Origin of the sequence: Aliiroseovarius sp. YM-037, assembly GCF_048060095.1 — a bacterium.
GTDB lineage: Bacteria > Pseudomonadota > Alphaproteobacteria > Rhodobacterales > Rhodobacteraceae > JBLUOA01.
Genome location: NZ_JBLUOA010000001.1, coordinates 1,413,942 through 1,439,301, shown reverse-complemented (window position 1 = coordinate 1,439,301; position 25,360 = coordinate 1,413,942). Strand labels below are relative to the sequence as shown.

Annotated in this window: 21 protein-coding genes; 8 read left to right on the top strand and 13 right to left on the bottom strand. The window is 61.0% G+C overall.

The window, feature by feature from the left end; translation table 11 throughout:
• Positions 1-28: 28 nt before the first annotated feature.
• The 3 genes from ACEWPJ_RS07105 to ACEWPJ_RS07095 form a co-directional block, all read right to left on the bottom strand.
• A complete protein-coding gene (locus ACEWPJ_RS07105) occupies positions 29-1,300 on the bottom strand; it encodes an MFS transporter (RefSeq protein ID WP_416512008.1) in 1,272 nt (423 codons plus the stop codon).
• 71 nt (positions 1,301-1,371) lie between these two features.
• Positions 1,372-2,439 (bottom strand): tRNA preQ1(34) S-adenosylmethionine ribosyltransferase-isomerase QueA, encoded by a 1,068-nt coding sequence (gene queA / locus ACEWPJ_RS07100; protein WP_416512006.1) that lies wholly within the window; start codon positions 2,437-2,439, stop codon positions 1,372-1,374.
• Positions 2,440-2,461: 22 nt separating this feature from the next.
• Complete coding sequence (locus tag ACEWPJ_RS07095; RefSeq protein WP_416512004.1) at positions 2,462-5,722, bottom strand: DUF3971 domain-containing protein; 3,261 nt, start codon at positions 5,720-5,722, stop codon at positions 2,462-2,464.
• A gap of 132 nt (positions 5,723-5,854) precedes the next feature.
• Between ACEWPJ_RS07095 and ACEWPJ_RS07090 the strand changes: the two genes are divergently transcribed.
• The 4 genes from ACEWPJ_RS07090 to ACEWPJ_RS07075 all read left to right on the top strand — a co-directional run bounded on the left by ACEWPJ_RS07090 (position 5,855) and on the right by ACEWPJ_RS07075 (position 9,144).
• A complete protein-coding gene (locus ACEWPJ_RS07090) occupies positions 5,855-6,316 on the top strand; it encodes a peroxiredoxin (RefSeq protein ID WP_416512002.1) in 462 nt (153 codons plus the stop codon).
• Positions 6,313-7,146, top strand: a complete 834-nt coding sequence (locus ACEWPJ_RS07085) for a ferritin-like domain-containing protein (RefSeq protein WP_416512000.1) — start codon at positions 6,313-6,315, stop codon at positions 7,144-7,146. The genes ACEWPJ_RS07090 and ACEWPJ_RS07085 overlap by 4 nt, the downstream gene beginning before the upstream one ends.
• A gap of 185 nt (positions 7,147-7,331) precedes the next feature.
• Positions 7,332-8,654 carry a DUF5930 domain-containing protein gene (locus ACEWPJ_RS07080; protein ID WP_416511998.1) on the top strand — a complete coding sequence of 441 codons (1,323 nt, stop codon included), beginning with the start codon at positions 7,332-7,334 and terminating at the stop codon, positions 8,652-8,654.
• A complete protein-coding gene (locus ACEWPJ_RS07075) occupies positions 8,644-9,144 on the top strand; it encodes a bactofilin family protein (RefSeq protein WP_416511996.1) in 501 nt (166 codons plus the stop codon). Before ACEWPJ_RS07080 ends, ACEWPJ_RS07075 begins: the two co-directional genes overlap by 11 nt.
• A gap of 52 nt (positions 9,145-9,196) precedes the next feature.
• On the opposite strand, the gene ACEWPJ_RS07070 is transcribed toward ACEWPJ_RS07075, so the two are convergent.
• The 5 genes from ACEWPJ_RS07070 to ACEWPJ_RS07050 form a co-directional block, all read right to left on the bottom strand.
• Positions 9,197-9,988 carry a DUF2189 domain-containing protein gene (locus ACEWPJ_RS07070; protein ID WP_416511994.1) on the bottom strand — a complete coding sequence of 264 codons (792 nt, stop codon included), beginning with the start codon at positions 9,986-9,988 and terminating at the stop codon, positions 9,197-9,199.
• 87 nt (positions 9,989-10,075) lie between these two features.
• Positions 10,076-11,203: a peptide chain release factor 2 gene (gene prfB / locus ACEWPJ_RS07065; RefSeq protein ID WP_416511992.1), complete on the bottom strand. Its 1,128-nt coding sequence runs from the start codon at positions 11,201-11,203 to the stop codon at positions 10,076-10,078.
• Between the two features lie 61 nt (positions 11,204-11,264).
• Positions 11,265-13,820, bottom strand: coding sequence for a penicillin-binding protein 1A (locus tag ACEWPJ_RS07060; RefSeq protein WP_416513017.1), 2,556 nt, complete (start codon positions 13,818-13,820; stop codon positions 11,265-11,267).
• 181 nt (positions 13,821-14,001) lie between these two features.
• Positions 14,002-15,231, bottom strand: coding sequence for an N-acetylmuramoyl-L-alanine amidase (locus ACEWPJ_RS07055; RefSeq protein ID WP_416511990.1), 1,230 nt, complete (start codon positions 15,229-15,231; stop codon positions 14,002-14,004).
• A 57-nt stretch (positions 15,232-15,288) separates the two neighbouring features.
• Positions 15,289-16,437, bottom strand: coding sequence for a pyridoxal phosphate-dependent aminotransferase (locus ACEWPJ_RS07050; RefSeq protein WP_416511988.1), 1,149 nt, complete (start codon positions 16,435-16,437; stop codon positions 15,289-15,291).
• A gap of 58 nt (positions 16,438-16,495) precedes the next feature.
• Here ACEWPJ_RS07050 and ACEWPJ_RS07045 point away from each other — a divergent pair, with 58 nt between their 5' ends.
• On the top strand, positions 16,496-17,842 hold the full coding sequence (locus ACEWPJ_RS07045) for a M48 family metalloprotease (protein WP_416511986.1): 1,347 nt from the start codon (positions 16,496-16,498) through the stop codon (positions 17,840-17,842).
• A gap of 4 nt (positions 17,843-17,846) precedes the next feature.
• Positions 17,847-18,596: a DsbA family protein gene (locus tag ACEWPJ_RS07040; RefSeq protein ID WP_416511984.1), complete on the top strand. Its 750-nt coding sequence runs from the start codon at positions 17,847-17,849 to the stop codon at positions 18,594-18,596.
• Positions 18,597-18,602: 6 nt separating this feature from the next.
• Here the strand turns inward: ACEWPJ_RS07040 and ispG are convergent, their stop codons facing one another.
• From ispG to ACEWPJ_RS07020, 4 genes are all read right to left on the bottom strand, one after another.
• Positions 18,603-19,733, bottom strand: a complete 1,131-nt coding sequence (gene ispG / locus ACEWPJ_RS07035; protein WP_416511982.1) for a flavodoxin-dependent (E)-4-hydroxy-3-methylbut-2-enyl-diphosphate synthase — start codon at positions 19,731-19,733, stop codon at positions 18,603-18,605.
• A gap of 81 nt (positions 19,734-19,814) precedes the next feature.
• Complete coding sequence (locus tag ACEWPJ_RS07030) at positions 19,815-21,029, bottom strand: helix-turn-helix domain-containing protein (RefSeq protein WP_416511980.1); 1,215 nt, start codon at positions 21,027-21,029, stop codon at positions 19,815-19,817.
• Between the two features lie 112 nt (positions 21,030-21,141).
• Positions 21,142-22,365, bottom strand: coding sequence for a 5-aminolevulinate synthase (hemA, locus tag ACEWPJ_RS07025; protein ID WP_416511978.1), 1,224 nt, complete (start codon positions 22,363-22,365; stop codon positions 21,142-21,144).
• A 112-nt stretch (positions 22,366-22,477) separates the two neighbouring features.
• Positions 22,478-23,089 (bottom strand): 5-aminolevulic acid synthase, encoded by a 612-nt coding sequence (locus tag ACEWPJ_RS07020; protein WP_416511976.1) that lies wholly within the window; start codon positions 23,087-23,089, stop codon positions 22,478-22,480.
• 121 nt (positions 23,090-23,210) lie between these two features.
• Between ACEWPJ_RS07020 and ACEWPJ_RS07015 the strand changes: the two genes are divergently transcribed.
• Together ACEWPJ_RS07015 and ACEWPJ_RS07010 are read left to right on the top strand one after the other, a co-directional pair.
• Positions 23,211-24,587 (top strand): dipeptidase, encoded by a 1,377-nt coding sequence (locus ACEWPJ_RS07015; RefSeq protein WP_416511975.1) that lies wholly within the window; start codon positions 23,211-23,213, stop codon positions 24,585-24,587.
• A gap of 172 nt (positions 24,588-24,759) precedes the next feature.
• Positions 24,760-25,131: a hypothetical protein gene (locus tag ACEWPJ_RS07010; RefSeq protein WP_416511973.1), complete on the top strand. Its 372-nt coding sequence runs from the start codon at positions 24,760-24,762 to the stop codon at positions 25,129-25,131.
• 40 nt (positions 25,132-25,171) lie between these two features.
• Here the strand turns inward: ACEWPJ_RS07010 and ACEWPJ_RS07005 are convergent.
• On the bottom strand, positions 25,172-25,360 hold a 189-nt coding region (locus tag ACEWPJ_RS07005), incomplete at its 5' end, for a hypothetical protein (RefSeq protein WP_416511971.1).

Genomic DNA, 25,360 nt, shown 5'->3' with positions numbered 1-25,360 from the left:
GTTACAAAACATTTAAGGTTTGACAACCTCAATTTTCAGCCTGTTCGAATGTGTTGCTTTCATCCTCCAACTCATTCTCGATATAGACTTCTTGCGCGGCCTCCATCGCAACGGTCGTGGCCGACTGAAGAATCGGCGCGTAAGAGGTTGTATCGGCCCCGGCTGTGGGACGCTGCGTCATGCGGTAGGCGGCGTATCCGGCAAGGATCGTAGCCAGCACGATCATGTAGATGAAAAAGCCGAACGGGCCGATGACACCCATCACCCAACCGGTGATGATCGGGCCAAAGATTGCGCCCATGCCGTTCACGAAGACCAGCCCGCCAGAGGCCGCGGCCATATCCTCATGTTCGAGGAAATCGTTCGTGTGCGCGATGATAAGCGCATAAAGCGGGTTCGACGTACCGCCGACGACAAAGGCCGACAGCAGCAGCATTTCGAACGACCCGCCCGCGACAAAGCCGAACAGCGCGCCCGCGGCGACCCCCGCCGAGACAAAGCCGATCAGCACGCGGCGATCCATGCGGTCCGACAGCCAGCCGATCGGATATTGCATCAGCAGTGCGCCAATGTAGAACGCCGCAACGAAGGTCGAAATCTGGCCAACCGACAACCCGATATTAGAGGCGAAGACGGCCGACATACCGAATTGCGCCGCGAAGATCCCGCCAAGCAGGAACACCCCGACACAGCCAAGAGGAGAGCGCGTGAACAGCTCTTTCAGCGTCATCGCCTTCGCGGTACCGAACGCAGGCGTCGGGCTGATCGACAAAAGGATTGGCGCGAAGGAGATCGAGACGAGCACAGACGGAATTATGAACAGGATAAAGCCCGAAGGGTCACCCGCCAGCATCAGCGCCTGCGCCGACACGATCCCGATCATCTGCACGATTAGGTAAAGCGACAGCGCCTTGCCGCGGGTTTCATTGGTCGCCGCGTTGTTCAGCCAGCTTTCAGCGGTGACATAGACGCCTGAAAAGCAGAACCCGATCAGGATGCGTCCAATGGTCCATGCGGTCGGGTCGGTGAAGGCCGGGTAAAGGATCAGAACAGCCGATATGAACGACCCCAGTGCCGCGAACACCCGCACATGCCCGACCCGCCGGATCATTTCCGGCGCAAGGCGCGAGCCGCCGAGGAAGCCGAGGAAGTATCCCGACATCACGATCGACATCTCAAATGTCGAGAAGCCCTCGATCGCACCGCGAATACCAAGCAACGTGCCCTGCATCCCGTTGCCGACCATCAGCAATGTCATCCCGAGCAGCAACGCCCAAGAGCTTCGAAGCACCTGTAACATCTCACACCTCGTGCGTTTGTGGCGGGACCATAGGGGTCGCCTCGCCGCCTAACAGGACTTGGCGCGACACTTCAAGGTCGTGTTTGGGCTTTCGGGACAAGAAATGACGCATCGCCGTAAGAGAAGAAGCGATAGCGTTCGGAAATCGCATGGGCATAGATGTCGCGTATACGCTCCGACCCCATCAGGGCCGACACCAGCATCATCAGGGTCGATTTCGGCAGGTGGAAATTCGTCATCAGCGCATCCGCGATACGGAAGCGATAACCGGGGGTGATGAAAATGTCTGTGCTGCCCTGCCACGCAGCGATCTCTCCGGTTTCCGATGCGGCGGATTCGATCAGGCGCAGGGCGGTGGTGCCGACCGGGATAATCCGACCACCCTTCGCGCGGGTTTCGTTGATGGCGCTTGCCGCGGCCTCGGTAATCTCCCCCCGCTCAGCGTGCATCTTGTGATCGCGCACATCGTCGACTTTGACCGGCAGGAAAGTTCCGGCGCCGACGTGAAGCGTGACATGTGTGATGTCAACACCGCGCTCCGCGACCTGCGCCAGAAGGGCTTCATCGAAATGAAGCGACGCAGTCGGTGCGGCGACCGCACCAAGGTGACGGGCGAAAACGGTTTGGTAGTCCTCCTTATCGCGGTTATCCGCCGGTCGCTTCGCAGCGATATAGGGCGGCAGCGGCATTGCGCCCGCATCAATCAAGGCCGCGTCAAATGCGTCCCCCACCAGGTTGAACTTCAGGCGGGCGGTGCCATCGCCCCGGCCCATCACAGTGGCGGAGAGAGCTTCGGAAAACCGGATCACTTCGCCGTCACGCACTTTCTTCAGGGGCTTGACCAGCGCGCTCCACTCCCCATCCGGCTGGGGGTCGAGCAGCGTCGTCTCGATCCGCGCTTCGGTTTCGCCCGCGTCCCCGCTTCGGCGGCGGGTGCCGGACAGGCGGGCGGGGATAACCTTCGTGTCGTTCAGGATCAACCGGTCGCCGGGGCGCAATTCATCCGGCAGGTCGCCGACATGCCGATCACGGATTGTATCGCCATCGGCCACCAGTAGACGCGCGGCGCTGCGCGGGCGCACGGGGCGGGTCGCAATCAGATCGTCGGGCAGATCAAAATCAAAATCGGATAGTTTCATGGCCGTCTTCAGTTGCCTTTGTTCACTCTCGCACTTGCGGCGCTGGACGACGGAAGATTTCCCGGAACATGCCCGGCGTCAGGATCGATAGCGGATTGACGCTGACTTGCGGATTGTCCGACGTTCCGCGCAGGCGGAAGTTAAAGCCGAACAACCCCTCACCCCGTCGGGTCAGCGCCGCCCCGATCCCATTCACAAGGTAGATCGGTGAAATCACCCCCTGCATATTCAACTGCTCCGTCCCTAGGTCGAACACCCCGTCCATCGACACGCCAAGCGACGCACCGACCGCGCTGCTTCTCGTGATGATTGCCTGGCGCGGCGTCAAGCGGAAATCGGCCTCGACGTTGTTGAACACGATCCCCTGCCCGTCGAGCTGTTCAAGCAATCCGATCACACTGATCGCGCCCAGAAGGTCGGCAAGCGCCGGGGCGCCCCGAACGCGAACCGGGCCAGCGTTCAGGCGGCCGCTATAGCTCCCCTCCTCCTGCCGGGGGATCAGGATCAGGTCGAGCGCGCCACCATACGCCTTGTCGATAATCCCGGCAGAGCGCATGACCCCGCCCGCGTCATCGCTGCGGATGCGGATCGCGGTGCCGCCTTGCTGTGGCGCGAGAGTGCCAGCGACCGGAACCTCTCCGTTCACTCTGGCGGTGAAGTTGCCGCTGAACGTCGGTTGCTTGCTGAAGTTGCCACGCAGGCCCGTCAGGGTGATCCCCTCAGACACGATCAGCTGATCGAGGGCCAACGATATGGGGCCGCCCCGCCCCGACCCGCCTGCCCGGCCAAACCGGGTCTGGCGAATGTCGATCCGCCCGCCTTCGACTGAAACGGCAGGCGCCGCGGTGCCACCGCGCCCCGAAAGCACCACCGGCGCGTCGAGCCAGCGCCCGACCTGCACCCGCGAAAACCGCGCCTGATTGAGCGTTCCATCCTCGTTCAACGTCACCGCGCCCGACGCGTTCAACCCGGCGGCGACGATCGTCAGTTGATCCACCTGCGGCGGCCGCCCAATCGTGCCGCTAACATCAAGTGTTCCGGTCGATCCCGCAGGTTTTGACCAGCCCAGATCGGCAAGCCGCATCCCAAGCCCCTGCAAGTCCGAGGTCAGTTCAAACTTCGGCGCAGCGCCGCGTTCGAAATCAAGCGCGATCTGCCCTTGCGCTTGACCCGAAACCGACCCTTCCGGCAGACCTAGACTGAATTCATCAACGAAGGTCTGCGACAGTTCAACTGTGCCCTCGACACGGGATTTCCCGCGCGCCTCCGGCCCGAATTCCTGCCGCCACGCGCCCCGAAACGGGACTGCACCAAGCTGCCCCGCGCCGGAAATACTCAGCCCGTCCGGCGTCGCACGAACATCAAGGCTGTCAGCGCGAAGGAGTTTGCCTTCAACCAACGTATCGGATTGCACATTGCGAACCGTGCCCGCCACGTCATAGGAAATGTCAGGCAGGTCGATCCGCGCCAGCAGCGGAAAGGTGATATCCGCGGTGACATCCGCGGTGCCCGACGCAAGGTCCGTCGGCTGCCCGGCTTTGGTCAGAAATTCAAACGGCGGTTCATCCAGCAACGAAAGCACAGACGGCACTGGCCCCCGAACCCGCAGCCCGACCTTCATCGGCGCGGGCTTCAGCCGGACGTTCGGCACCTGCACCACCGTATCGGACACATCAACATTGCCGCCCGACGGGGCCGTCACAATGCCGCGTTCGACGTTCAGCGCGAAGCTTTCATCATCAACCGTCGCATAGCCGGCGCCGTTCGTGATCGGCGGCATGGTTTTCATGTAGCGCACGGTCGCCCCGTCAAACGCGAAGCCAAGCGATACGACAGGTTCCGATTTCGGGGCTAGGCGGACCGCGCCGCTGACCTGCTGGAAAACGCCGCCCGTGACATTCGTGACGATCCACTCTCGCGTTTTGGGGATAAGCGTCGCGGGCCAGAAGCTTTTCAGGCGGGCCGGAGAGATTGAATCAAGCGCAAGGTTCAGCGCGACGGCCCAGCCTTCATCCGCCGCAAGGACATCGCCCGACAAGCGCATGTTGGTTTCGCCGTCAAACAACACAAGCTGCCCGAGGTGAAGCGAGAACGGATCAAGTTCCAACTGCAAATCAAGCGCCCCACCGTCAAAGGCAACCGCATCGTCCAGCACGCCGCCGGGGTTGGTCAAGATCTGCGTAAAGCGAAACTGCCCAATCAGCGCCGAGGGCCAGCCATTCGCCACATCGCGCAGGTAGGCTTTACCGTCCGCCCTGAGAGTGCCGGAGTCGGTGGACACGGACAGTTCGTTGAACGTCACCCGCTCCTCTGTCGGGTCGTAGGCGAAATAAGCACGCCCACTGTTGAATCCGATTGGGCGGGTCTGTTCGGTCGGCTGGACTGCACCCGCACCGATTTCCAGCGTGCCGTTCATGTCCGCAAGCTGACCTTCGTCGTCTATATCCGCCCGAACCGCGCCCGATACTGGCGCGCGCAGCACCGACAGCCACGCAAGCGCGGGCGCTTGGCTTGAAAAGTCGGCGGCGGGCAAATCCCGCACGTTGACCGACAGCGTGGCACGCGGCGACCCCTTGAACGAGGTGAAGGAAAATGCCGCCTGCGCAGGTGTCTCCTGACCATAAAGCAATTGGAAGCCTAGCCGGAGTTCCAATCGTTCCGCTGTTTGCTCAAGCTCCAACGCACCGCCGGTCGCGGCCCAGAAGCGGGCGGACCGGACATCTTCATACTGAAACGTCACACCCTCAGCGCGGATGGACTGGATCGACGCAAGCTGGGGCGTTTCAAACAGGGTGTCGATGCTGTCGAGCACTTCGGCAAGCGATCCGGCGGACCCGCCCCCTGCCCCGGTCGTATCGAGCGCAAGGTCAAACCGCCCGTCCGGTTCCCGCCGCAGCGCGACCGACCCGCCGTTGATCCGCATCGCAACGGGCAGCACCTCCCCGCGCAAGATCGGGCGCGCGGCGAGCGTGACCTTCAGCGTTTCAAACTTTGCCAGCGGCAGATTGGTTGCGTCCGAAAACGCGACATCGTTCAATTCAACCACCGGCGACCAGTCCGGCGCGATTTCAAGCTTGATCGACCCGACCGCGACCTGCCCACCGGCGAGCGAGTCGCCCAGCGTGCGTTCGATCCGGTCGCGCACCCATTCCGGCGCTTCGATCTGTTTGCCGGACAGCGCGACGCCCGCGATCAGGCCGACGAGCAGGATCAACGCAACGCTCAGCAGCATCCAAAGGCCAAAGCCCTTGCGTCGCTTGCGTTTCTTGGTCTCGTCGCTCATCTTGCCCCGGTGTTTGGCCGCCGATCCGGCGCGGAGGTTTCGGTGCCGCCTTGCGGATCAGGGCGCTGCATCGCATCTTCGCCTGTAACCGCCGAAAACTGAACCCGAAATTTAGCGAAAAAGGCTCGCCCGATGATTGAAACCGGACAACCCGCGCCCGACTTTACCCTTCCCCGCGACGGCGAAGGCACGATCACACTGTCAGCACTGCGCCCGTCCCGCGTTGTTCTGTTCTTCTATCCGAAAGACGACACGCCGGGCTGCACGACGGAATCCATCAGCTTTTCCGCGCATCTGGACGCGTTCAAATCCGCCGGGGCGGAGGTTATCGGCATTTCCAAAGACCCGGTTAAAAAACACGACAAGTTTCGTGACAAGCACGGCCTGACCGTGCCGCTAGTATCTGACACTGACGGAACGACGTGCGAAGACTATGGCGTCTGGAAAGAAAAGAAGATGTACGGCAAGACCTTCTGGGGCATCGAACGAACCACCGTTCTGATCGGCCCCGACGGAAACATCGAACGCATTTGGCCGAAAGTGAAAGTACCCGGCCACGTTGAAGAGGTGTTGGAGGCGGTGCGCAACGCATGACGCTGACCCTTTCCGATATGGCGGTTGAGGTTCTGTCCACCGCAGATGGCCGCGAAAAAGCGCGGGTGTCTCGTGCGCACGCTGCGACGTGGTTCGCGGCGCGGGCGGAGGGCGACATGCCGGAGGTCGGGAACGCTCTGCCCCCAGATTTCCCTGCGCGGCCCGATGCACCCGAACTTCTCAGCCCGCGCGACGTGCCGCGCCGCCGCCCGGGCACGCCCGAGGGGCGCAACGCCCTGCTGCACGCGGTTGCGCATATCGAACTGAACGCGGTTGACTTGCACTGGGACATCATCGCGCGGTTTTCCGACGTGAAAATGCCGGATGGATATTACGATGACTGGGTGAAAGCAGCCGATGAAGAATCAAAACATTTCAATCTGATGTGCGACTGTCTTGAAGCATCTGGCAGTCAATACGGCGCGATGCCCGCCCATGCCGGGATGTGGCGCGCGGCAGAGGATACCGCGGATGATTTCATGGGGCGGCTCGCAGTGGTTCCGATGGTGCTAGAGGCCCGCGGACTGGACGTGACGCCCGGCATGATCGACATTTTCCGCAAAGCGAAAGACGACCAGGCGGTCGCCGCGCTTGAAACGATCTATGCCGAAGAGGTGGCGCATGTCGCGTATGGGTCGAAGTGGTTTCACTTTCTTTGCGGGCGACATGACCTCGACCCGAAGACGGTGTTTCACGACCTTGTTCGGCGCTATTTCCATGGGCCGCTAAAGCCGCCTTTCAACGAAGAAAAGCGGGCCGAGGCCGGGTTGCCGCCCGATTTCTACTGGCCGCTCGCCGTTGGCAATCCCGCAGGACGGGACGCACCCTAGGCGAAATCGCCCGGTTTATCGGCGGTATTTCGCCGGTTTTAGGGGGTCACACCCTCCTTAACCTATCAGAATACATGAAAATTCTTGCGACGAGGGGCCTCGACCGCTAACACAAACCAAACAAGCCGCGGTCGAACGCTGATCGCGGCATTGCTTTGATAAAGGGTCGCTGGGGGACAATCGGTTTGAAGACGGGCATTGCACAGAAATTCAACGCAGTCGTTGAAAAACAGTTCCCGGAACGCCGGGTCTTCCTCAGATCAGACACCGAAACCCGCTTTATCCGTCTTTCCCCTACCGCACAGCTGACCGCCGTCCTTGGCGGCACGACCTTTGTGGCTTGGACGATCATCGCCACTGCCGTTCTGTTGATGGATTTCATTGGCTCTGGCAGCGTGCGCGAACAGGCCCGCCGCGAACAAGCCGCTTACGAAACCCGTCTGAATGCGCTGTCCACCGAACGCGACCGCCGTGCCGAAGAAGCCGCTGCCGCGCAGGATCGCTTCAACGTCGCGCTGGCTGAGGTTTCCGCGATGCAATCGGCGCTGCTCGCGTCCGAGGATCGCCGGCGGGAGCTTGAGACCGGCATCGACGTGATCCAATCCACGCTGCGCAACACGATCGCCGAACGGGACGCAGCGCGCGCGCAGGTCGAAACCTATATGGCAGAGCTTGAGGATTCGACCGGTTCAACCCGCACCGAAGCCGGTCGGGTGAAAGACATTGAAAACACGCTCGACTTCCTGACCGCCGCGCTGGAAAGCACTGCGGGCCAACGGGATGAAATCGCAGGCACCGCCGCCGAAGCGCAGACGATGATCGACGACCTGATCCTCGACGCGCGTCTTGAGGCTGAACGCAACGACCGCATCTTTGAGCAGTTGGAAGAGGCGGTCGCGGTCTCCCTCTCCCCGCTTGATCAGATGTTCCGCAACGCAGGTCTGCCGCCCGATCAGATCATTGAGACCATTCGCCAAGGCTATTCCGGTCAGGGCGGCCCGCTGACGCCACTGTCATTTTCGACACGCGGGGAGCCTGCTGACCCCGACAGCCTGCGCGCCAACGCGATCCTGTCCGAAATGGACCGCGTAAACCTTTACCGGATCGCCGCGCAAAAACTGCCCTTCGATATCCCGATCAAGTCGGCGTTCCGCTACACTTCTGGCTTTGGTCCGCGCTGGGGTCGGATGCACAACGGCACCGACTTTGCCGGCGCATATGGCACACCGATCCGCACAACCGGTGATGGAGTCGTCATTCACGCTGGCTGGCAGTCCGGTTATGGCCGCCTTGTGAAGATCCGGCACGAGTTTGGAATCGAAACCCGATATGCCCATATGTCGCGCATTACGGTTGAAGTTGGTCAAAGGGTCTCGCGTGGGGATCAGATTGGTGCTATGGGAAACTCTGGCCGTTCTACCGGAACCCATCTTCACTATGAGATCCGCGTCAACGGCAAGCCAACGAATCCCATGACTTATATCAGGGCAGCAAGAGATGTTTTCTAAAAGCCGAATCAACGAACCCGGTCCGAACCAGGACGGTGAAGACGAAAAACCGAAAGCGGCAGAAAAGCCTGCGCCGAAGCCTGCAGCAGATGCAGCCCCTTCCCCGCCCAAGGCAAAACCGCCTGCGTCGACCCTTTCGTCCGACCTTCATGTGAAGGGCAACCTCAAGACATCTGGTGACATCCAGATCGAAGGTCAGGTCGAAGGCGACATTCGCGCCCACCTTCTGACAGTCGGCGAAGGCGCGACCGTCAAAGGCGAAGTGATGGCGGATGACGTGGTCGTCAATGGCCGCGTGGTTGGTCGTGTGCGCGGCCTGAAAGTGCGCCTGACATCGACCGCGCGGGTCGAGGGCGACATCGTCCACAAGACCATCGCGATTGAATCCGGTGCCCACTTCGAAGGGTCGGTTCAACGTCAGGATGATCCGCTGAACGGCCCCGGCGGCAAGCCAGTCGCGAAAGTGGAACAAGGCGGCCACAAGTCATAACGTCCCCCGAGGGGACCGAAAAAGGCGCGGGCCAGACGGCACCGCGCCTTTTTTATGTGTGATGATCAGCGGCGAAAACCGCGCGGTATAGGTGCCAGGTCGCGTGCCCAAGGATCGGCAGCACGACAAGCAACCCCAGAAACGCAGGTAGCATCCCGATGAACAGCAGCACCGCGATGACAGCCGCCCAGACCAGCATCACGACAAGATTTTCGGTAACAGAGCGGATGCTGGTCAGCATGGCCGTGACGAAATCAACTTCAAGATCCAACAGCAGCGGCAGCCCCGTTACGGTAATCGCAAAGATCAGAAACGCCAGCGCCGCCCCGACGAGCGAGCCAAGCCCGATCATGCTCAGCCCGTTGGTGGTGAAAAACACCTCATAAGAGCTTGAGATGTTGGTCATCACACTCAGCCCCATGAACAGCGCAAAGATCATGTGAGCGATGAAAAACCAGAACAGAAAGATCAGCACGATAATCGCGCAGATCGACGGAACTTGCCGGTCCTTCTGGCGATAAACGACGCCCAGCACAGCGTTCCACGACAGAGGTTCGCGTTGTTCAAGCCGGCGGCTGACCTCGTATAGCCCGACAGCAGCAAACGGCCCCAACAGCGGGAAGCCGAACGCGGCAAGCACCAGCCAATAGGTCTGCCCCGTCTGGACCGTCACCCATCCCATCAGCCAGCCAGCCAGCACATAGACCCCGGCAAAAAAGAACCCGTATTGCGGCGCGGACAGAAAATCCCGCATCCCCATCCGCAGCGCGTGACCGATGACACCCACGCTCAGCGGGCGCATCTCGGGGATTTCGGATGGTCCGGGGTGTTGGGTGTCTGTCATGGTCGTGCCTCCCTCAACCCAGATCATAGCCGGGTTTTGGCACGAGAAAAGGGTTTTGGAACAGCAGTTTCCAAACAATCGGGCGGCTTAATCCTCCGCCTGCGCCTCTGCCCGCGATTTGCCGGAGACATCCATCGCAAGCGTCGCCGCCATCAACGCATCAAGGTCGCCGTCCAAAACGCCCTGTGTGTCCGAAGTTTCGTAGTTCGTGCGCAGGTCTTTGACCATCTGGTAAGGCTGAAGCACGTAAGACCGGATCTGGTTACCCCAGCCCGCATCGCCTTTCGCCTCATGCGCTTCCTGAATACTGGCCGTGCGTTTTTCCAGTTCCATCTGATAAAGCCGGGATTTCAGCGCCTTCATCGCGATGTCACGGTTCTGGTGCTGGGATTTCTCAGAGCTTGTGACGACGATATTCGTTGGGATGTGGGTGATCCGAACGGCAGAGTCCGTAGTGTTGACGTGCTGCCCCCCGGCCCCCGACGACCGGTAGGTATCGATGCGGATGTCGGCCGGGTTCACCTCAATCTCGATATTATCGTCCACCACGGGATAAACCCAGACAGACGAAAACGACGTGTGCCGCCGCGCCGAACTGTCATAGGGCGAAATGCGAACAAGGCGATGCACACCGGATTCGGACTTCAGCCAGCCATAGGCGTTCGCACCGCTGATCTTGTAGGTCGCGGATTTGATCCCCGCCTCTTCCCCCGCGCTTTCGGATTGCAATTCGACCGAATAGCCGCGCTTTTCGGCCCAGCGGACATACATCCGAGCGAGCATTGACGCCCAGTCGCAACTTTCCGTTCCCCCGGCGCCAGAGTTGATTTCAAGGAACGTGTCATTGCCGTCCGCTTCTCCGTCAAGAAGCGCCTCAAGCTCCTTCTCAGCGGCGAGCTTGGCGAGCTTCTTCAGCGCCGCCTCGGCGTCCGCGACGACCTCGGCATCTTCCTCCATCTCGCCCAGTTCGATCAGTTCGACATTGTCCGACAGATCGCGCGTGATGGTCTGGCAGGTTTCGATGGCGTCCACCAGCATCTGACGGTCACGCATCAGCTTTTGCGCCTTGGCGGGATCATTCCAAAGGTCGGGGTCTTCGACGCGTGCGTTGAATTCTTCCAGACGGTGTTCAGCCGTTTCCCAATCCATCCGCTGCTTTAGAAGCGCGAGGGATTTTTCAATAGCCTCGACGGTGTTCTGTATTTCGGCGCGCATGGCGGGGGTTTCTCCTGTCCTCTGGCCCGCGTGATACCAACGCAGGCGAGGTTGGACAAGCTTAGTAAAGCCCGCCGGAACTGACAGAACCGAAGGTCGCGCGTTGCCCGACCCGCGCTGTGCCGCCGGAAGAGGTCGTGACCGTCCGGCCCTGTCCCAGATCGTCGCCTTCGCCCGGCGCGAACAGCGGCAGGTTGGCCCCCATCGCAAAGCCACCGTCGATCATGCCAGCGATACCAAAGACGGGCTCTTCGCCCTCGCGGAAATACTCGGCCACGACATATTCGCCAGCCGCGCCGTCCGGCAGACGGGCACCGCTGAAACGGTCGATTTTGATGAACCGGCCACCGGGGGGCACGTCAAATTCTCCGCCACCGTATTTCGCTGTCGCCTGCTGCATGAAGCGGTTGAAGACAGGGCCGCAGGTATTGCCACCAAAGACCCCATTACCCAGCGAACGCGGGCGGTCATAGCCGATATAGCACCCCGCCACGATGTTCGACGTAAAGCCGATGAACCACACGTCTTTCGCGTCGTTCGTCGTCCCGGTCTTGCCCGCGACAGGCACGTTCAGATTGACCCGGCCCGCGGCCGTGCCGCGCTGCACAACACCGCGCAGCATCGACGTCAGCTGATAGGCGGTGATCGCGTCAATCACCCTCTCGCGGTCTGACGTGATGCGCGGCCCAAGCCCAGAAGGCAACGCATCTTCGTCGCAATCCGTGCAGGTCCGTTGATCGTGGCGATAGATCGTTTCGCCCCAGCGGTCCTGCACCCGGTCCACCAGCGAGGGTTCGATCCGCTCGCCGCCATTCGCGAACATCGCGTAGGCGGCGACCATTTTGTAAAGCGTGGTTTCTTCGGACCCGAGGGAGTTGGCGAGGAACTGGCCCATCCGATCATAGACGCCGAAATGCTCGGCATAGGACGCAACGGTATCCATGCCGATTTCCTGCGCCAGCCGCACAGTCATCAGGTTCCGCGACCGTTCGATCCCGGTGCGCAGCGGTGTCGGCCCGTAGAATTGGCGCGAGGCGTTTTGCGGCCGCCAAATCCCGGCGCCGGTTTCAACTTCAATCGGGGCATCAACGACGATGGTTGCCGGAGTGAACCCGCTGTCGAGCGCGGCGGCATAGACGAACGGCTTGAACGACGACCCCGGCTGCCGCGCGGCTTGGGTGGCGCGGTTAAAGACCGAATGCTGGTAAGAGAACCCACCCTGCATCGAAATTACGCGGCCCGTGTTCACGTCCATCGCGACAAAGCCGCCCTGCACTTCGGGCACCTGCCGCAACGTCCAGCGGATGAATGACCCGTCATCGTCTTTCGTCATCGCCCGCACGTGGACGACATCGCCGACTTCGACCAGATCACCGGCCCGGCTGGCACGGTTGGACAGCCCGCCATCTTCAAGCCGTTTGCGCGCCCATTTCACATCCTCTGGCGGAATCCAATGGCCGTCTTCGTCTTCCTCGACACCCTCAATCCCGATCCGCGCGTGAGTTTCGCCGATTTCCAGCACCACGGCGGGATACCAGCCCTCGACATCACGGGCGACCTTCACGGCGGCTAGCGCGGCGCGCCAACTGACCTCATCCCCAAGTGACTCTTCCGAAATGGTTTTGCCCGTGCCACGCCAGACACCCTGCCCGCGGTCGTAATCCTCAAGCGCACGTTGCAGCGAGGTCGCCGCGACAGGTTGCAGTTCCGGGTCGACCGTCGCGCGGACTGTGTAGCCTGCGGTGAAGAACTCCCCCTCACCAAAATCGCGGCTAAGCTGGCGGCGGATTTCGTCGGTGAAGTAATCACGCGGCGGAAGTGAATTGCGGAATGCCGGGTAGTCGCCGTTTTGGACGGTCAACAGTGGCTCTTCGCGGGCGGATTGATATTCCTCTTCGGAAAGGTAGCCGTTCTCCTCCATCTCGCGCAGCACGAAGTTGCGTCGGTCTATGGCGCGGTCCACAGCGCGAACCGGGTGATAACTTGACGGCGCTTTCGGCAGCGCAGCGAGATACGCAGCCTCATGCGGTTCAAGCTCGCCCAGCGTTTTGTTGAAATAGGTCTGCGCCGCCGCAGCGACACCAAAACTGTTTTGCCCCAAGAAAATCTCGTTCAGGTAAAGCTCAAGAATTTGGTCCTTGCTCAGCGTGTCTTCGATGCGAGAGGCGAGGATCAATTCCTTGATCTTGCGTTCCACCGACCGTTCGCCGCCAAGCAGGAAGTTCTTCATCACCTGCTGGGTGATCGTCGACGCCCCGCGCAACCGCGCGCCCTGCGCCGCGTCAATTGCTGCCGCGACCATACCCATCGGGTCATAGCCGCGATGGGTGTAGAAATTCTTGTCCTCCGCCGAGATAAACGCGTGTTTCACAAGGTCGGGGATTTCTTCGCTTTCGGCAAACAGACGACGTTCCTGCGCGAATTCGTCGATGATCCGTCCCTCGCCTGAATAAATCCGGCTGATGGTTGGCGGCGTGTATTGCGATAGCTGTTCATGGTTGGGCAGATCGCGCCCATACATCCAAAAGACAGCCCCGATTCCCAGCACCGTAATGATGGCGCCGATCGTCAACAGGCTGAAAATAGCCCCGATGAAGGACAAAATGAACCGGATCAAGAGAGTCGCTCCCACGCTTGCGTGTGCATTATATAGGCTCAGCGTTGCCGAGGGTCAAAAAAGATCAGCCAATTCTTGCTGCAACGTCGCGGAAGATCGGACATACTGTCGGGCGCGGCGTAACCTATCGTAGTTTCGTTGTTTTTCGCGCCCGCTGTGGCTGTATTTCAGGCCCGCCGCGCTATTGCCGGATCAACCGCGCTTCTGCCGCGTCGGCGGCAGCCCAGTCCTGCAATGCCGACACGATGCCCGCCGCAACCTTGTCGCGCCATTCGTCCGATAGCAGATCTTCAAGGTCGCGCGGACTGGATAAAAACCCAAGTTCGATCAGAACCGACGGGATGTCGGGGGCTTTCAGCACCGAAAACCCAGCGGTCAGGCGCGGGCGTTTGTAAAGGCGCGCGCCGGACTCGCGGATGCCCTCAACCAACGTATCGGCAAGCCGGGCGCTGCGCGGGCTGGTGTCGAGCCGCGCAAGCTCCATGAGGGTCACCGCGATTTCGTCGTCTTGGTCCGACAGATCGACACCCGCAAGCAAATCAGCCCGGTCATGCCGTTCCGCCAGCAAGGCTGAGGCTCGGTCAGACGCGGTATCGGAAAGGGTATAAACCGTCGCACCGGTCGCCTGCCCCTCTGACAACGCGTCAGCATGAAGCGACAGGAACACATCGGCCCGCGCCGCCCGCGCAATCGATACGCGAGTTTCCAGCGGCACAAAGATATCCTCTTCGCGGGTCAGAACGACCTCAAACTGACCGGTGCGGATCAACGCCTCTTTCAGTTCCCGCGCGAAGTCGAGCATCAGTTGCGCCTCATAAAGCTCGCCATGTTCCGCGCCGGGGTCGATGCCGCCGTGGCCGGGGTCAAGCACAACGATAAGTGGTCGATCCCCCGCCTGCCGCTGGATCGGGGCGGCGGTCTCGGCAATGTCCGGCAGCGACAGCAGGGCCGAATCCGGTGCGCCCGCCATTGCCGCAAACTGCTCTGCCGTGGTCGGGTGCAACGTCAGTGACACCAGCGCCGACCCTTCCGCCGGGTCGGTCTGCATCCCGGCCTCTTCCACGCTCATCGGCGCGTCGAGCATCAGGACAAGCCGTGACCAACCGGGGCGGAACGCACCCGCGTTCACTTCGGCAATGCCGGGGACCGCGAACGCATCGGCCTGCAATCCCTGCCAGTCCACTTCGCGAAAATCGAGCACGACACGCTGCGGTTCATCCAGCGTGAACACGCGATAGGGCACCGCTTGGGTCAATGCCAATTCCACACGAACCGCGTCACCCTCTTCCCGCGCGCCACTTTTCGTGCCGTCGAGACGGGCAAGCGCAGTCAGGTCTTGCGCCACAGCAGACGCAAACATGCAGAAGGAAAGCACAATCGTGCAAAGGAAACGTATCAGAAGGCTGCTCATCTCAGGCTCTTGGTCATGGCCATTTGGCGCGCACTATAGGCGCGTCGCCCGCCCAAGTCACGCCCCACGGGATGCCGTGAAAGACTGCAACCGGGCCAGCCCTTCTTTGATGTCCGCCGTCGCCCGCGCATAGGAAAACCGCAGCGTCGTGGCCCCGCGCGCCGGGTCGAAATCAAGCCCCGGCGTAACCGCAACCCCAGCGTGGTCAAGAATCTCCGCCGCAAAGGCGCGGCTGTCATCGGTATAGTCGGACACATCCGCGTAGACGTAGAACGCGCCGTCCGGTGGGGCGATCTTGTCAAACCCGGCTTTCGGCAGTTCTGACAGCATCAAACGGCGATTTTCGGTGTAAACCGCCATGTTCGCCGACAGCTCCGCCTCACACTCCATCGCGGCAAGGGCGGCGACCTGTGCCGCGTGGGGGGCGCAGATGAACATGTTCTGGGTGAGCCGTTCGACAGTGCGCACGTGATCCTCTGGCACGACCATCCAGCCGACGCGCCAACCGGTCATAGAGAAATACTTGGAAAACGAGTTGACGACATAAACGTCGTCGCTGATTTCCAGCGCCGAAACTGCGCGGCCCTCATATTGGATGCCGTGGTAAATCTCGTCCGAGACAAACGCCGTCCCCCGCGCCTGACAGCTTGAGATCAGCGCACCAAGCGCGGCCTTGTCGAGCATCGTGCCAGACGGATTCGCAGGTGATGCAACGATCAACCCGGCAAGGTCCAGCGCCTCAATGTCCGACGGCACCGGTTGCAGGCGGTTCTTGGCCGAGGTTTGGATGCCGACCGGCAACAGGTCCAACGCCTTTAGGATTTGGCGGTAGGATGGATATCCCGGCTCCCCCAACCCAACGCGTTCACCCGCGTCAAACAGCGCCGTGAAGGCCAGCAGGAACGCGCCGGACGATCCGGGCGTCACAATGATCCGCCCCGGATCTACCGTCACGCCATACCAATCAAGGTAAAGCTGCGCGATGCGGCTTCGCAGCGCGGGCAGCCCCAGGGCAACGGTGTAGCCAAGCGCATCTTCCGACATCGCGCCCGCCAGCGCATCGCGCGCGCCCCGCGGTGCGGGTGTTCCGGGCTGGCCGACCTCCATGTGGATGATGTGGCGCCCGGCGGCCTCTGCGGCGCGGGCGGCCTCCATCACGTCCATCACAATGAAGGGATCAACCAAACCCCGGCTTGAACTTCGCATTGATCCCTCCCTACACTCGCGCGTGTTTGGGTTGTTCCAGCAGCGGGGCGGAAGGTCAATGGCAGGTAAATCACGCATCTCACTGATCGCGGCAGTGGCGTTTGCCGTTTCGCTATGCGCGACAACGGTGCTGCGGGCACAAACCTTGATCCGCGATGCGGAGATTGAATACAGCCTGCGCGAACTCGCCCGTCCGATCCTGAACGCGGCCGGATTGTCGCCCGACCGCGTGCAAATCCTCGTGCTGAAGGACGATGATCTGAATGCCTTTATCGTTGATACCCGGCATATCTTCATCAACTCCGGCCTGATCCGGCGGATGGACAACGCGGCGATGCTTCAGGCGGTGATCGCACACGAAGCCGCACATATCGCGAACGGTCACATCACCCGGCGCTTTGCCAACATGCGCAGCGCGAGAACTGCTGCCGGGCTGGGGGCGCTGCTATCCGCGGCGGTCGCCGCCACCGGGAACAGCCGCGCGGCGGCGGGTGTGCTGGCGGGTTCAATCGGTTCCTCCCAGCGAGTGCTGTTTTCCCATACAAGAAGCGAGGAGAACTCCGCCGATCAGTCCGGCGCGCGGTTCATGTCGCAAGCTGGCGTCGATCCGCAGGCAATGGTCGAAGTTCTTGAAATCTTCCGCGGGCAAGAGGCGCTGTCGACCTCGCGCCAAGACCCCTACGCGCGGACCCATCCTCTGTCGCGTGACCGGCTGCGGGCGGCACGGGGCTACGCCGCCGCCTATGCGCCGCAACGGGCACCCGATGAGGGGACTGAATACTGGTTCCAACGGGCGCGCGGCAAGCTGGAGGCGTTCATCGGCAACCCCCAGCGCACCCTGCGCCGACTGCGCCGCGCGGACGCGTCGAGCCTTGTGCTGATGCAAAGGGCCGTTGCCTATCACCGGATGCCCGACGCGGCCAAGGCGGTGCAGACCGTCAACGCACTTGTCGGCGCCCGCCCGAATGACCCCTACGCGCACGAACTTCGTGGGCAAATCTTATTTGAATCCAGACAGTTCGGGGCCGCCGTTAATGCCTATGCACAGGCCGTCAACCTGTCACCGAACCAACCCTTGATCCTCGCCGGGTATGGTCGCGCCCTTCTTGCCCTCGACACCGCCGACGGGAACCGCCGCGCGCTTCAGGTGCTTGAGCGCGCCCGCGCCCGCGATCCGCAGCAGCCCAGGATGCTACGCGTCTTGGCCGTTGCTTACGCCAAGAACGGCAATAACGGCATGGCCTCGCTTGCCACTGCCGAACGCTATGCGCTTCTGGGCCGGATGGAGGACGCCGAAGTTCACGCGACCCGCGCAAGCGGTCTGCTGCCGCGCGGCAATCCCGGCTGGACCCGCGCACAGGATGTGTTACTAGCGGCCCAAGCCGCCGCCAATCAACGGAGATGATGCAATGCTTCGCCCGACCCTGACCGCCGCCGCAGCGGCCATTTTTCTGACTACCCCTGCCGCCGCATTCGATCTTAGCGATATGACCGATGCGGAGCGTGAAGCATTCCGCGCCGAAATCCGCACCTACCTGCTGGAAAACCCCGAGATCATTATGGAAGCTGTCGACGTGCTGGAACAGCGTCAGGCCGACGCGCAGGCCGCGACTGACGAAACACTGGTCGAGGTCAACGCCGACGCGCTGTACGACGACGGGTTTTCCTATGTCGGCGGCAACCCGGACGGTGACATCACCATTGTCGAATTCATCGACTACCGCTGCGGCTATTGCCGCCGGGCGCATCCCGAAGTGGCGGAGCTTTTGTCCTCTGACGGGAATATCCGTCTGATCGTGAAGGAATTCCCGATCCTAGGTGAACAATCTGTCCTGTCTTCGCAATTCGCTGTTGCCGTAAAACAGCTTGCCGGAGGCGATGCCTACAAAGCCGTCAGCGACGCCCTGATTGCCTTCCGGGGCGACATCAGCCGCGACGCGCTTGAGCGGCTGGCGATTGACAACAACCTTGATGCCGACGCGATCTTCGACCGGATGTCGGGCCCCGAGGTTGCCGCCGAAATTCAAGCAACGCGCGAACTTGCGCAGCGGCTACAGATTTCCGGCACGCCGACCTTTGTGCTGGCGGGTCAAATGCTGCGCGGCTATCTGCCGCTTGAAGGGATGCAGGAAATCGTCGAAGGCGCGCGCGAAGGCTAAGCGGGCTTATTCGGCTGCGGTCTGCTCAGGTTCGGCGGCGTCAATCTCAGCCGCGCGCTTTTCAACCTGTTCGACAATGTGATCGACCATCTGTTCGTTCGACAGCTTGTGGCTTTGCTTTCCGGCCAGATAAACCATGCCGGACCCTGCCCCGCCGCCGGTAAACCCGACATCGGTCATCAGCGCCTCACCGGGGCCATTCACCACACAGCCGATGATCGAAAGGCTCATCGGAGTTTTGATATGCTCCAGCCGTTTTTCGAGGGTTTCGACCGTTTTGATCACGTCAAATCCCTGCCGCGCACAGCTTGGGCAGCTGATAATATTGACGCCGCGATGGCGCAGACCCAGCGATTTCAGGATTTCAAAGCCGACCTTCACCTCTTCCACCGGATCGGCGGACAGGCTGACGCGGATTGTGTCGCCAATCCCCATCCACAGCAGGTTGCCAAGCCCAATCGCGGATTTGATCGTGCCGGAAACAAGCCCGCCCGCTTCGGTGATCCCGAGGTGGATCGGCGCATCCGTCGCCTCGGCCAGTGCTTGATAGGCGGCGGCGGACAGGAATACATCGGACGCCTTCACGGAAATCTTGAATTCGTGAAAATCGTTGTCTTCCAATATCTTGATATGCTCAAGCCCGCTTTCCACCATCGCTTCGGGGCATGGTTCGGCGTATTTCTCAAGCAGATGGCGTTCGAGCGATCCGGCGTTCACGCCGATGCGGATGGAACAGCCGTGATCTTTCGCGGCGCGGATCACTTCCTTCACCCGCGTTTCATCACCGATATTACCGGGATTGATCCGCAGGCAGGCTGCGCCCGCCTCTGCCGCCTCAATCGCGCGTTTGTAGTGGAAATGGATGTCCGCCACGATCGGCACCGGGCTTTCGGCGCAAATCTCTTTCAGCGCGGTCGAGGATGCGACATCCGGCACCGACACCCGCACGATATCCGCCCCCGCCTCGGCACAGGCCGAAACCTGCTTGATCGTCGCGGCGGCGTCTGAGGTATCGGTATTCGTCATCGTCTGCACCGCAATCGGGGCGTCGCCGCCGATGGCTACGGGGCCGACGTGGATCTGACGGGATTTGCGACGATATATGTTGCGCCATGGGCGCACGGAATTCAGCGACATGAAGCCTCCGCCTTTCGGGCAGGACAGTTGGGTTATCGATTAGATAAGAGATCGCGTGCCCGGGGGCAACGGGTCAGCCGGTTATTCCGTCGCCGGGGCGTCTGTCGCGGGCTGCTCGATCGTCACCGCCTGCGCATCGGCAACCATGCGGGCCAAATCCCGATCCTGCGTCATATCGGCAAGCGTGTAGGCGTCTTTCAGCGAATCCGCCGACAGCACGATATCCTTGGTCACAACCCCATCCGGGCCAGCCGGGCCGAAATGTTCACCGTTCACCGCGAAATAGACCGCGCCCGATTCACCGACCCGCAAGGTGGGTGGTTCTTCGGTTTGCGGCAAAACATATTCTTCGCCCGCATCCAGCACTTTTTCCAATAGCACCGTGCCACCGGCGCCGCGCACCCGCACCCATGCCGGGCGGACCGCGACCAGAACAAGATCCGGCGCGTCGTTGGCAACAACCTGAATCGCCCGTTCCGGTTCGTTTTCGAATAATGGCTGACTCTCTTGCCGTTCAACCGTTTCGGGTTCGCGCTGAAGGGCGGCCAATGCGCCGAAGGACGACGGATCGACTGCGGAAATCGGGCCATCCCGCGCGACCAGCACCGGCACGTCCAGCGCCTGCGGTCGATAGAGGCGATCAAGCGCCTCAGCGTTCGGGTTTGGAATTGCTACATCATCCGTCGTAGTCGTCGCCGCAATACGCGCGCCGTCCAGCGGATCAAGGCTTGTCGTGACGCCGGGGGCCTGATCGACCGGTGCAAACTGCACGCGCTGCACCTCTTGTAGAACGGTCCATCCGCCAAAGCCAATCACACCGATCAGGGCCAGCAGCACCGCCACCGATCCAACCGCGCCGGGTTCGATCTGGCTGAACATCGCCTCGCCGCGCGGCAGGAAGGCCGGGTTCGGGTCGGCTAGCGGATCGCCCTTCGCGACAATCGTGCGCTTGCCCTTGTTCGAGGATGCCCCGGAGGACATGCCGTGTGACGTTTCAAAATTGCTTTCCGCGCAGAATGTCGAAAAAGCCCATTCCGGGTCCATGTGCAGATAGCGCGCATAAGACCGGACGTAACCAGCAATAAAACCGGGGGTTTCGAACGCCGTGGGGTCGCAGTTTTCGATCGCAGCGATATAGGTCGCTTTGATCTTCAACTCTCGCTGGACATCAAGAAGGGATTTGCCGAGAGTCGCGCGTTCACCGCGCATGAGATCACCCAGACGCAGGTCATAATCGTCAAAGCTTCTCAGCTCTGGCGATTCATCAATAGCGGACGGTGGATTGCGCCCGATCATTGCCCTGCCCCTTTTTTGAACACTCGTAATGTCCCTCTGTCACCAACGATGGTCCGTCAGCTTATTAAGAGAACTATAACATAGTGCAAATGATTCGGCACCTTAGCCCCCATCACGCAGATAGTTCAGCACGATTTAGCGCACATTGTGACCAAAGGTCGTCCATCGCGTGAACCAGCCTGTCCATCTCCTCCGGGCCATGCACCGGCGACGGGGTAAAGCGCAGCCGTTCTGTCCCGCGCGGCACTGTCGGGAAGTTGATCGGCTGCACATAAATTCCGTGATCTTCCAACAGCTTGTCAGAGATCATCTTGCATTTCACCGGATTACCGACATGGACCGGAACGATATGGCTGCCGTGGTCAATAATCGGCAGACCCAGCCCCTTCAGGCGGGTTTTCAGGATCGTCGCCTGCGTCTGTTGCTGTTCGCGCAGCTGCCCATCCGCCTTCAAATGCTTGACAGAGGCGACAGCCCCCGCTGCGATTGCGGGCGGCAACGACGTCGTAAAGATGAACCCCGGCGCGTAGGAGCGGATCGCATCCACCATCCGCGCAGATGCCGCGATATAGCCGCCCATGACCCCGTAGGCCTTGGCCAGCGTGCCGTTGATAATGTCGATCCGGTGCATCAGGCGGTCACGTTCGGCGACCCCCGCCCCGCGCGGGCCATACATACCGACCGCGTGGACCTCATCAATATAGCTCAGCGCGTCAAATTCATCAGCAAGATCAAGGATTTCTTCAATCGGAGCAAAATCCCCGTCCATCGAATAGATCGATTCAAACGCAATCACCTTCGGCGCCGCCGGGTCCAACCCTTCGAGAATCTCTCGCAAATGCGCGACATCGTTGTGGCGGAAGATGTGTTTTTCAGCCCGGCCGTTGCGCACCCCTTGGATCATCGAGGCGTGGTTCAGTTCATCCGACAGGATAATCAGACCGGGAAACAGCTTAGGCAGGGTCGAAAGCGTCGCGTCATTGGCGATATAGGCCGAGGTAAAGACCAGCGCGGCCTCTTTGCCGTGAAGGTTCGCAAGCTCCGCCTCAAGCTCTTTGTGATAAACCGTCGTGCCAGAGATGTTGCGCGTGCCACCAGACCCGGCCCCTGCCGCGTCCAACGCCTCATGCATCGCGGCCAGAACCTTGGGATGCTGCCCCATGCCCAGATAATCGTTGCCGCACCAGACCGTGACTGGCTGTTCAATCCCATCGGGGCGTTTCCAGACCGCATGGGGGAAAGCACCGCGCTGACGTTCGATATCGATGAAGGTCCGATAGCGGCCTTCTTCGTGCAAACGCTCAATCGCGCGATCTAGTCTGCCGGCATAGTCCACGGCGTATTCTCCTGGATGTGGCATGGTGGCCGGGGCCACCAGGTCGCTTCACCGAGGTCCGTCCCCCCGCTTCGGTTCCATTCTAGCGGAAAACGGCTGGCGGACGCGAGTCCTAGTCGTTGATAATAATGTTACAATCTGTCGCGCCCCCTTGGCCGCGCTGATTTGTGCAGGCGGAAAGGGCCGCCTCGGCAGCGCCATCGCCCTTGCCGATTCCCCATTGGCCGGTCGAAGGCGAAATCGCAAAGGCTTTCGGCCCACGCCCGCGGCGATAGTTACGGCGGAAATCGGCGGTCGCCGCCTGCCCCAACTGAATCGCGCGGCCCGGCTCATATTTTCGCGGTATGATATGCCCGACCACAACACACGGGGTCGAGGATTGCCGCGCCGCATTGCACGCGGCCAGCGCCGCCGCCTCAGCCGCCGCAAGCGAATGGTGGTTCGCGGCGATCTGGTTGGTGTTCGACATGAACCCCTCGTCCGGCGCAAGCGCCGTCGCGCCGTAGTAAAACACCTGATCTGACCGCTCCATCTCACGCTCAAGCGCGGGCAGCAGGGCGCGATCGTTTTCCGACAACCGCTCCGTATTCACAAAGCGCACATCCAGCCCGCGCGGCGCAAACAGCGCACTTCGTGCCGTCGATTCATTCACCACTTGCGCACCCGCAGCTTGTGCCATCAGACCCACCAGACAGACCACCGCCACGACCATAGATTTTCGCATCTGTTCCTCCAGAATTTTCGGAAGACTAACGGGATATTCCGATAGCTTCCAGTGCTTGTCTGGACATGCCCGCGCGCCTTGATACTGTGGCCCCGAAACAACCAGAGCAGGAGTTCCCGGCATGAGCCTCGACGCAGTCCTTTCCCGTATTGACCAAGACCTCGACAGCGCGCTCAACCGGTTGCAGGAGCTTTTGCGGATTCGCTCAATCTCAACCGACCCGGCCTATAAGGAAGACTGCGACGCCGCCGCCGATTGGCTGGTGTCCGACCTGAAATCAATCGGGCTGGATGCCTCAAAACGCCCGACCCCCGGCCATCCGATGGTGGTCGCACATGGCGGCGACAGCGGCCCCAGCCTGCTGTTCTACGGCCATTACGACGTGCAGCCGGTCGATCCGCTCGACCTTTGGAACACCCCGCCGTTTGAGCCGCAGATCGAAGACACTCCGAACGGCAAAGTGATCCGGGGCCGCGGCGCCTCTGACGACAAGGGGCAGCTGATGACCTTTGTCGAGGCCTGCCGCGCATGGAAGGCCGTCAACGGCACCCTCCCCGCCCGCCTCACGTTCTTCTTTGAGGGCGAAGAAGAATCCGGCTCTCCTTCCCTCATCCCTTTCATGGAAGAAAACGCCGAAGAACTCACCAGCGATGTCGCCCTGATCTGCGATACCTCGATGGTCGCGCCCGGCGTGCCCTCCATCGCGTCGCAGCTGCGCGGGATGTTGAAGGATGAATTCACCATTCACGGGCCGCGCATCGACCTGCATTCCGGCCACTACGGCGGGCCGGGGCTCAATCCGCTCCGCGAAATCTCCCGCATCATCGCATCGTTTCATGACGAAGACGGGCGCGTCGCGGTCGATGGCTTCTACGACGGCGTGCACGAAGTCCCGGACGACCTGAAACGCCAATGGGAATCCTGCGGCTTTGACGAAAAGACTTATCTCAACAGTGTTGGCTACAGCCAACCCCATGGCGAAAAGGGCTATTCCACCCTCGAACAGCAATGGGCCCGCCCAACCCTTGAAATCAACGGCATCTGGGGCGGCTATCAGGGCGCGGGATCAAAAACCGTCATCCCGGCAGAGGCACACTGCAAACTGACCTGCCGCCTCGTCGGCGATATGGACCCGAACGCGCTCCGCGACAAAATCCGCGCGCATGTCGACGCCCAGTTGTCCCCGGACGCCCGAGTGACATGGAACCAGTCGCTTGAGGGCGCCCCCGCCGCCGTGATGAACATCGACCGCCCCGATTTCGACGCCGCCCGCCGCGCCCTCACCGACGAATGGAACCGAGAGGCCGTGTTCGTCGGCATGGGCGGCTCCATCCCCATCGCGGGCTATTTCAAGGAAATCCTCGACATGGACGCGATGCTGATCGGCTTCGCCCAGGACGACGACGCGATCCACTCGCCCAATGAAAAATATAACGTCGAGAGCTTTCACAAAGGCATCAGAAGCTGGGCAAGGGTGCTCGCGGCGCTGAGTGAATAGGCGACGCAGCCGGAACCCAATAATCTTCGAAATTGCGCCGCGAAACGACCACAGTTACAGGCGATTTATCCCTCCTACATCTATTGCGGGGGCAACAATGTCGAACAGCAGTTTCGCTGACCGGATTCAACGTATCAAAAAAAAGCCGGGAACGGGTAGGTCTTCTAATCAAGTGACTGCCAGACGCCCGCAGGCGCGGCCTGTCCAAGCGGCCGGGAACGGCCCCAAGATCTTTTCCTTCCTCAAGGGGTTTGTCGTGCTCTTTGCGACATGGAAGGTTATTGAAAACATGAACGGGATTCAGGCTTATCTCGATAACTCCCCGACGCTCGCCCGATATGAAAACGCCGTTATGGCGGCAATCGTGGTGTTCGTGTCCCTTACCATGATCCGGTTTGGCTACAACTTGCACGGCGCTGCGCTGCAACGCCCAAAGGCGCTCGCGCGTCTGCCGTACATCCTCGGAACCGTTGCTGGGTTCATCGTCGGAATCGGCCCAGCAACATTCCTGCAAGGCGTTGTCGACCGGCTGAGCGGCGGCTGACACTCGTTCCGGGCGATGCAACCCCACCACCAGCGAATGGTCATCCTCTCACCACTTTCTTGAAAATATCCCCGCCGGAGGCCAGAAATCTCTTTTTGTCTCCGGCAAAGCCATGCGCAGACGCCCTAAGCAAACCTAACACTCTCTCATTGTTTCTTCGAAACAACTGCCGCTTTGGTTGATGATTTTCGGGGAGGTCGGCGTTTTTGCAAGGCAAAACGCCGTGAGG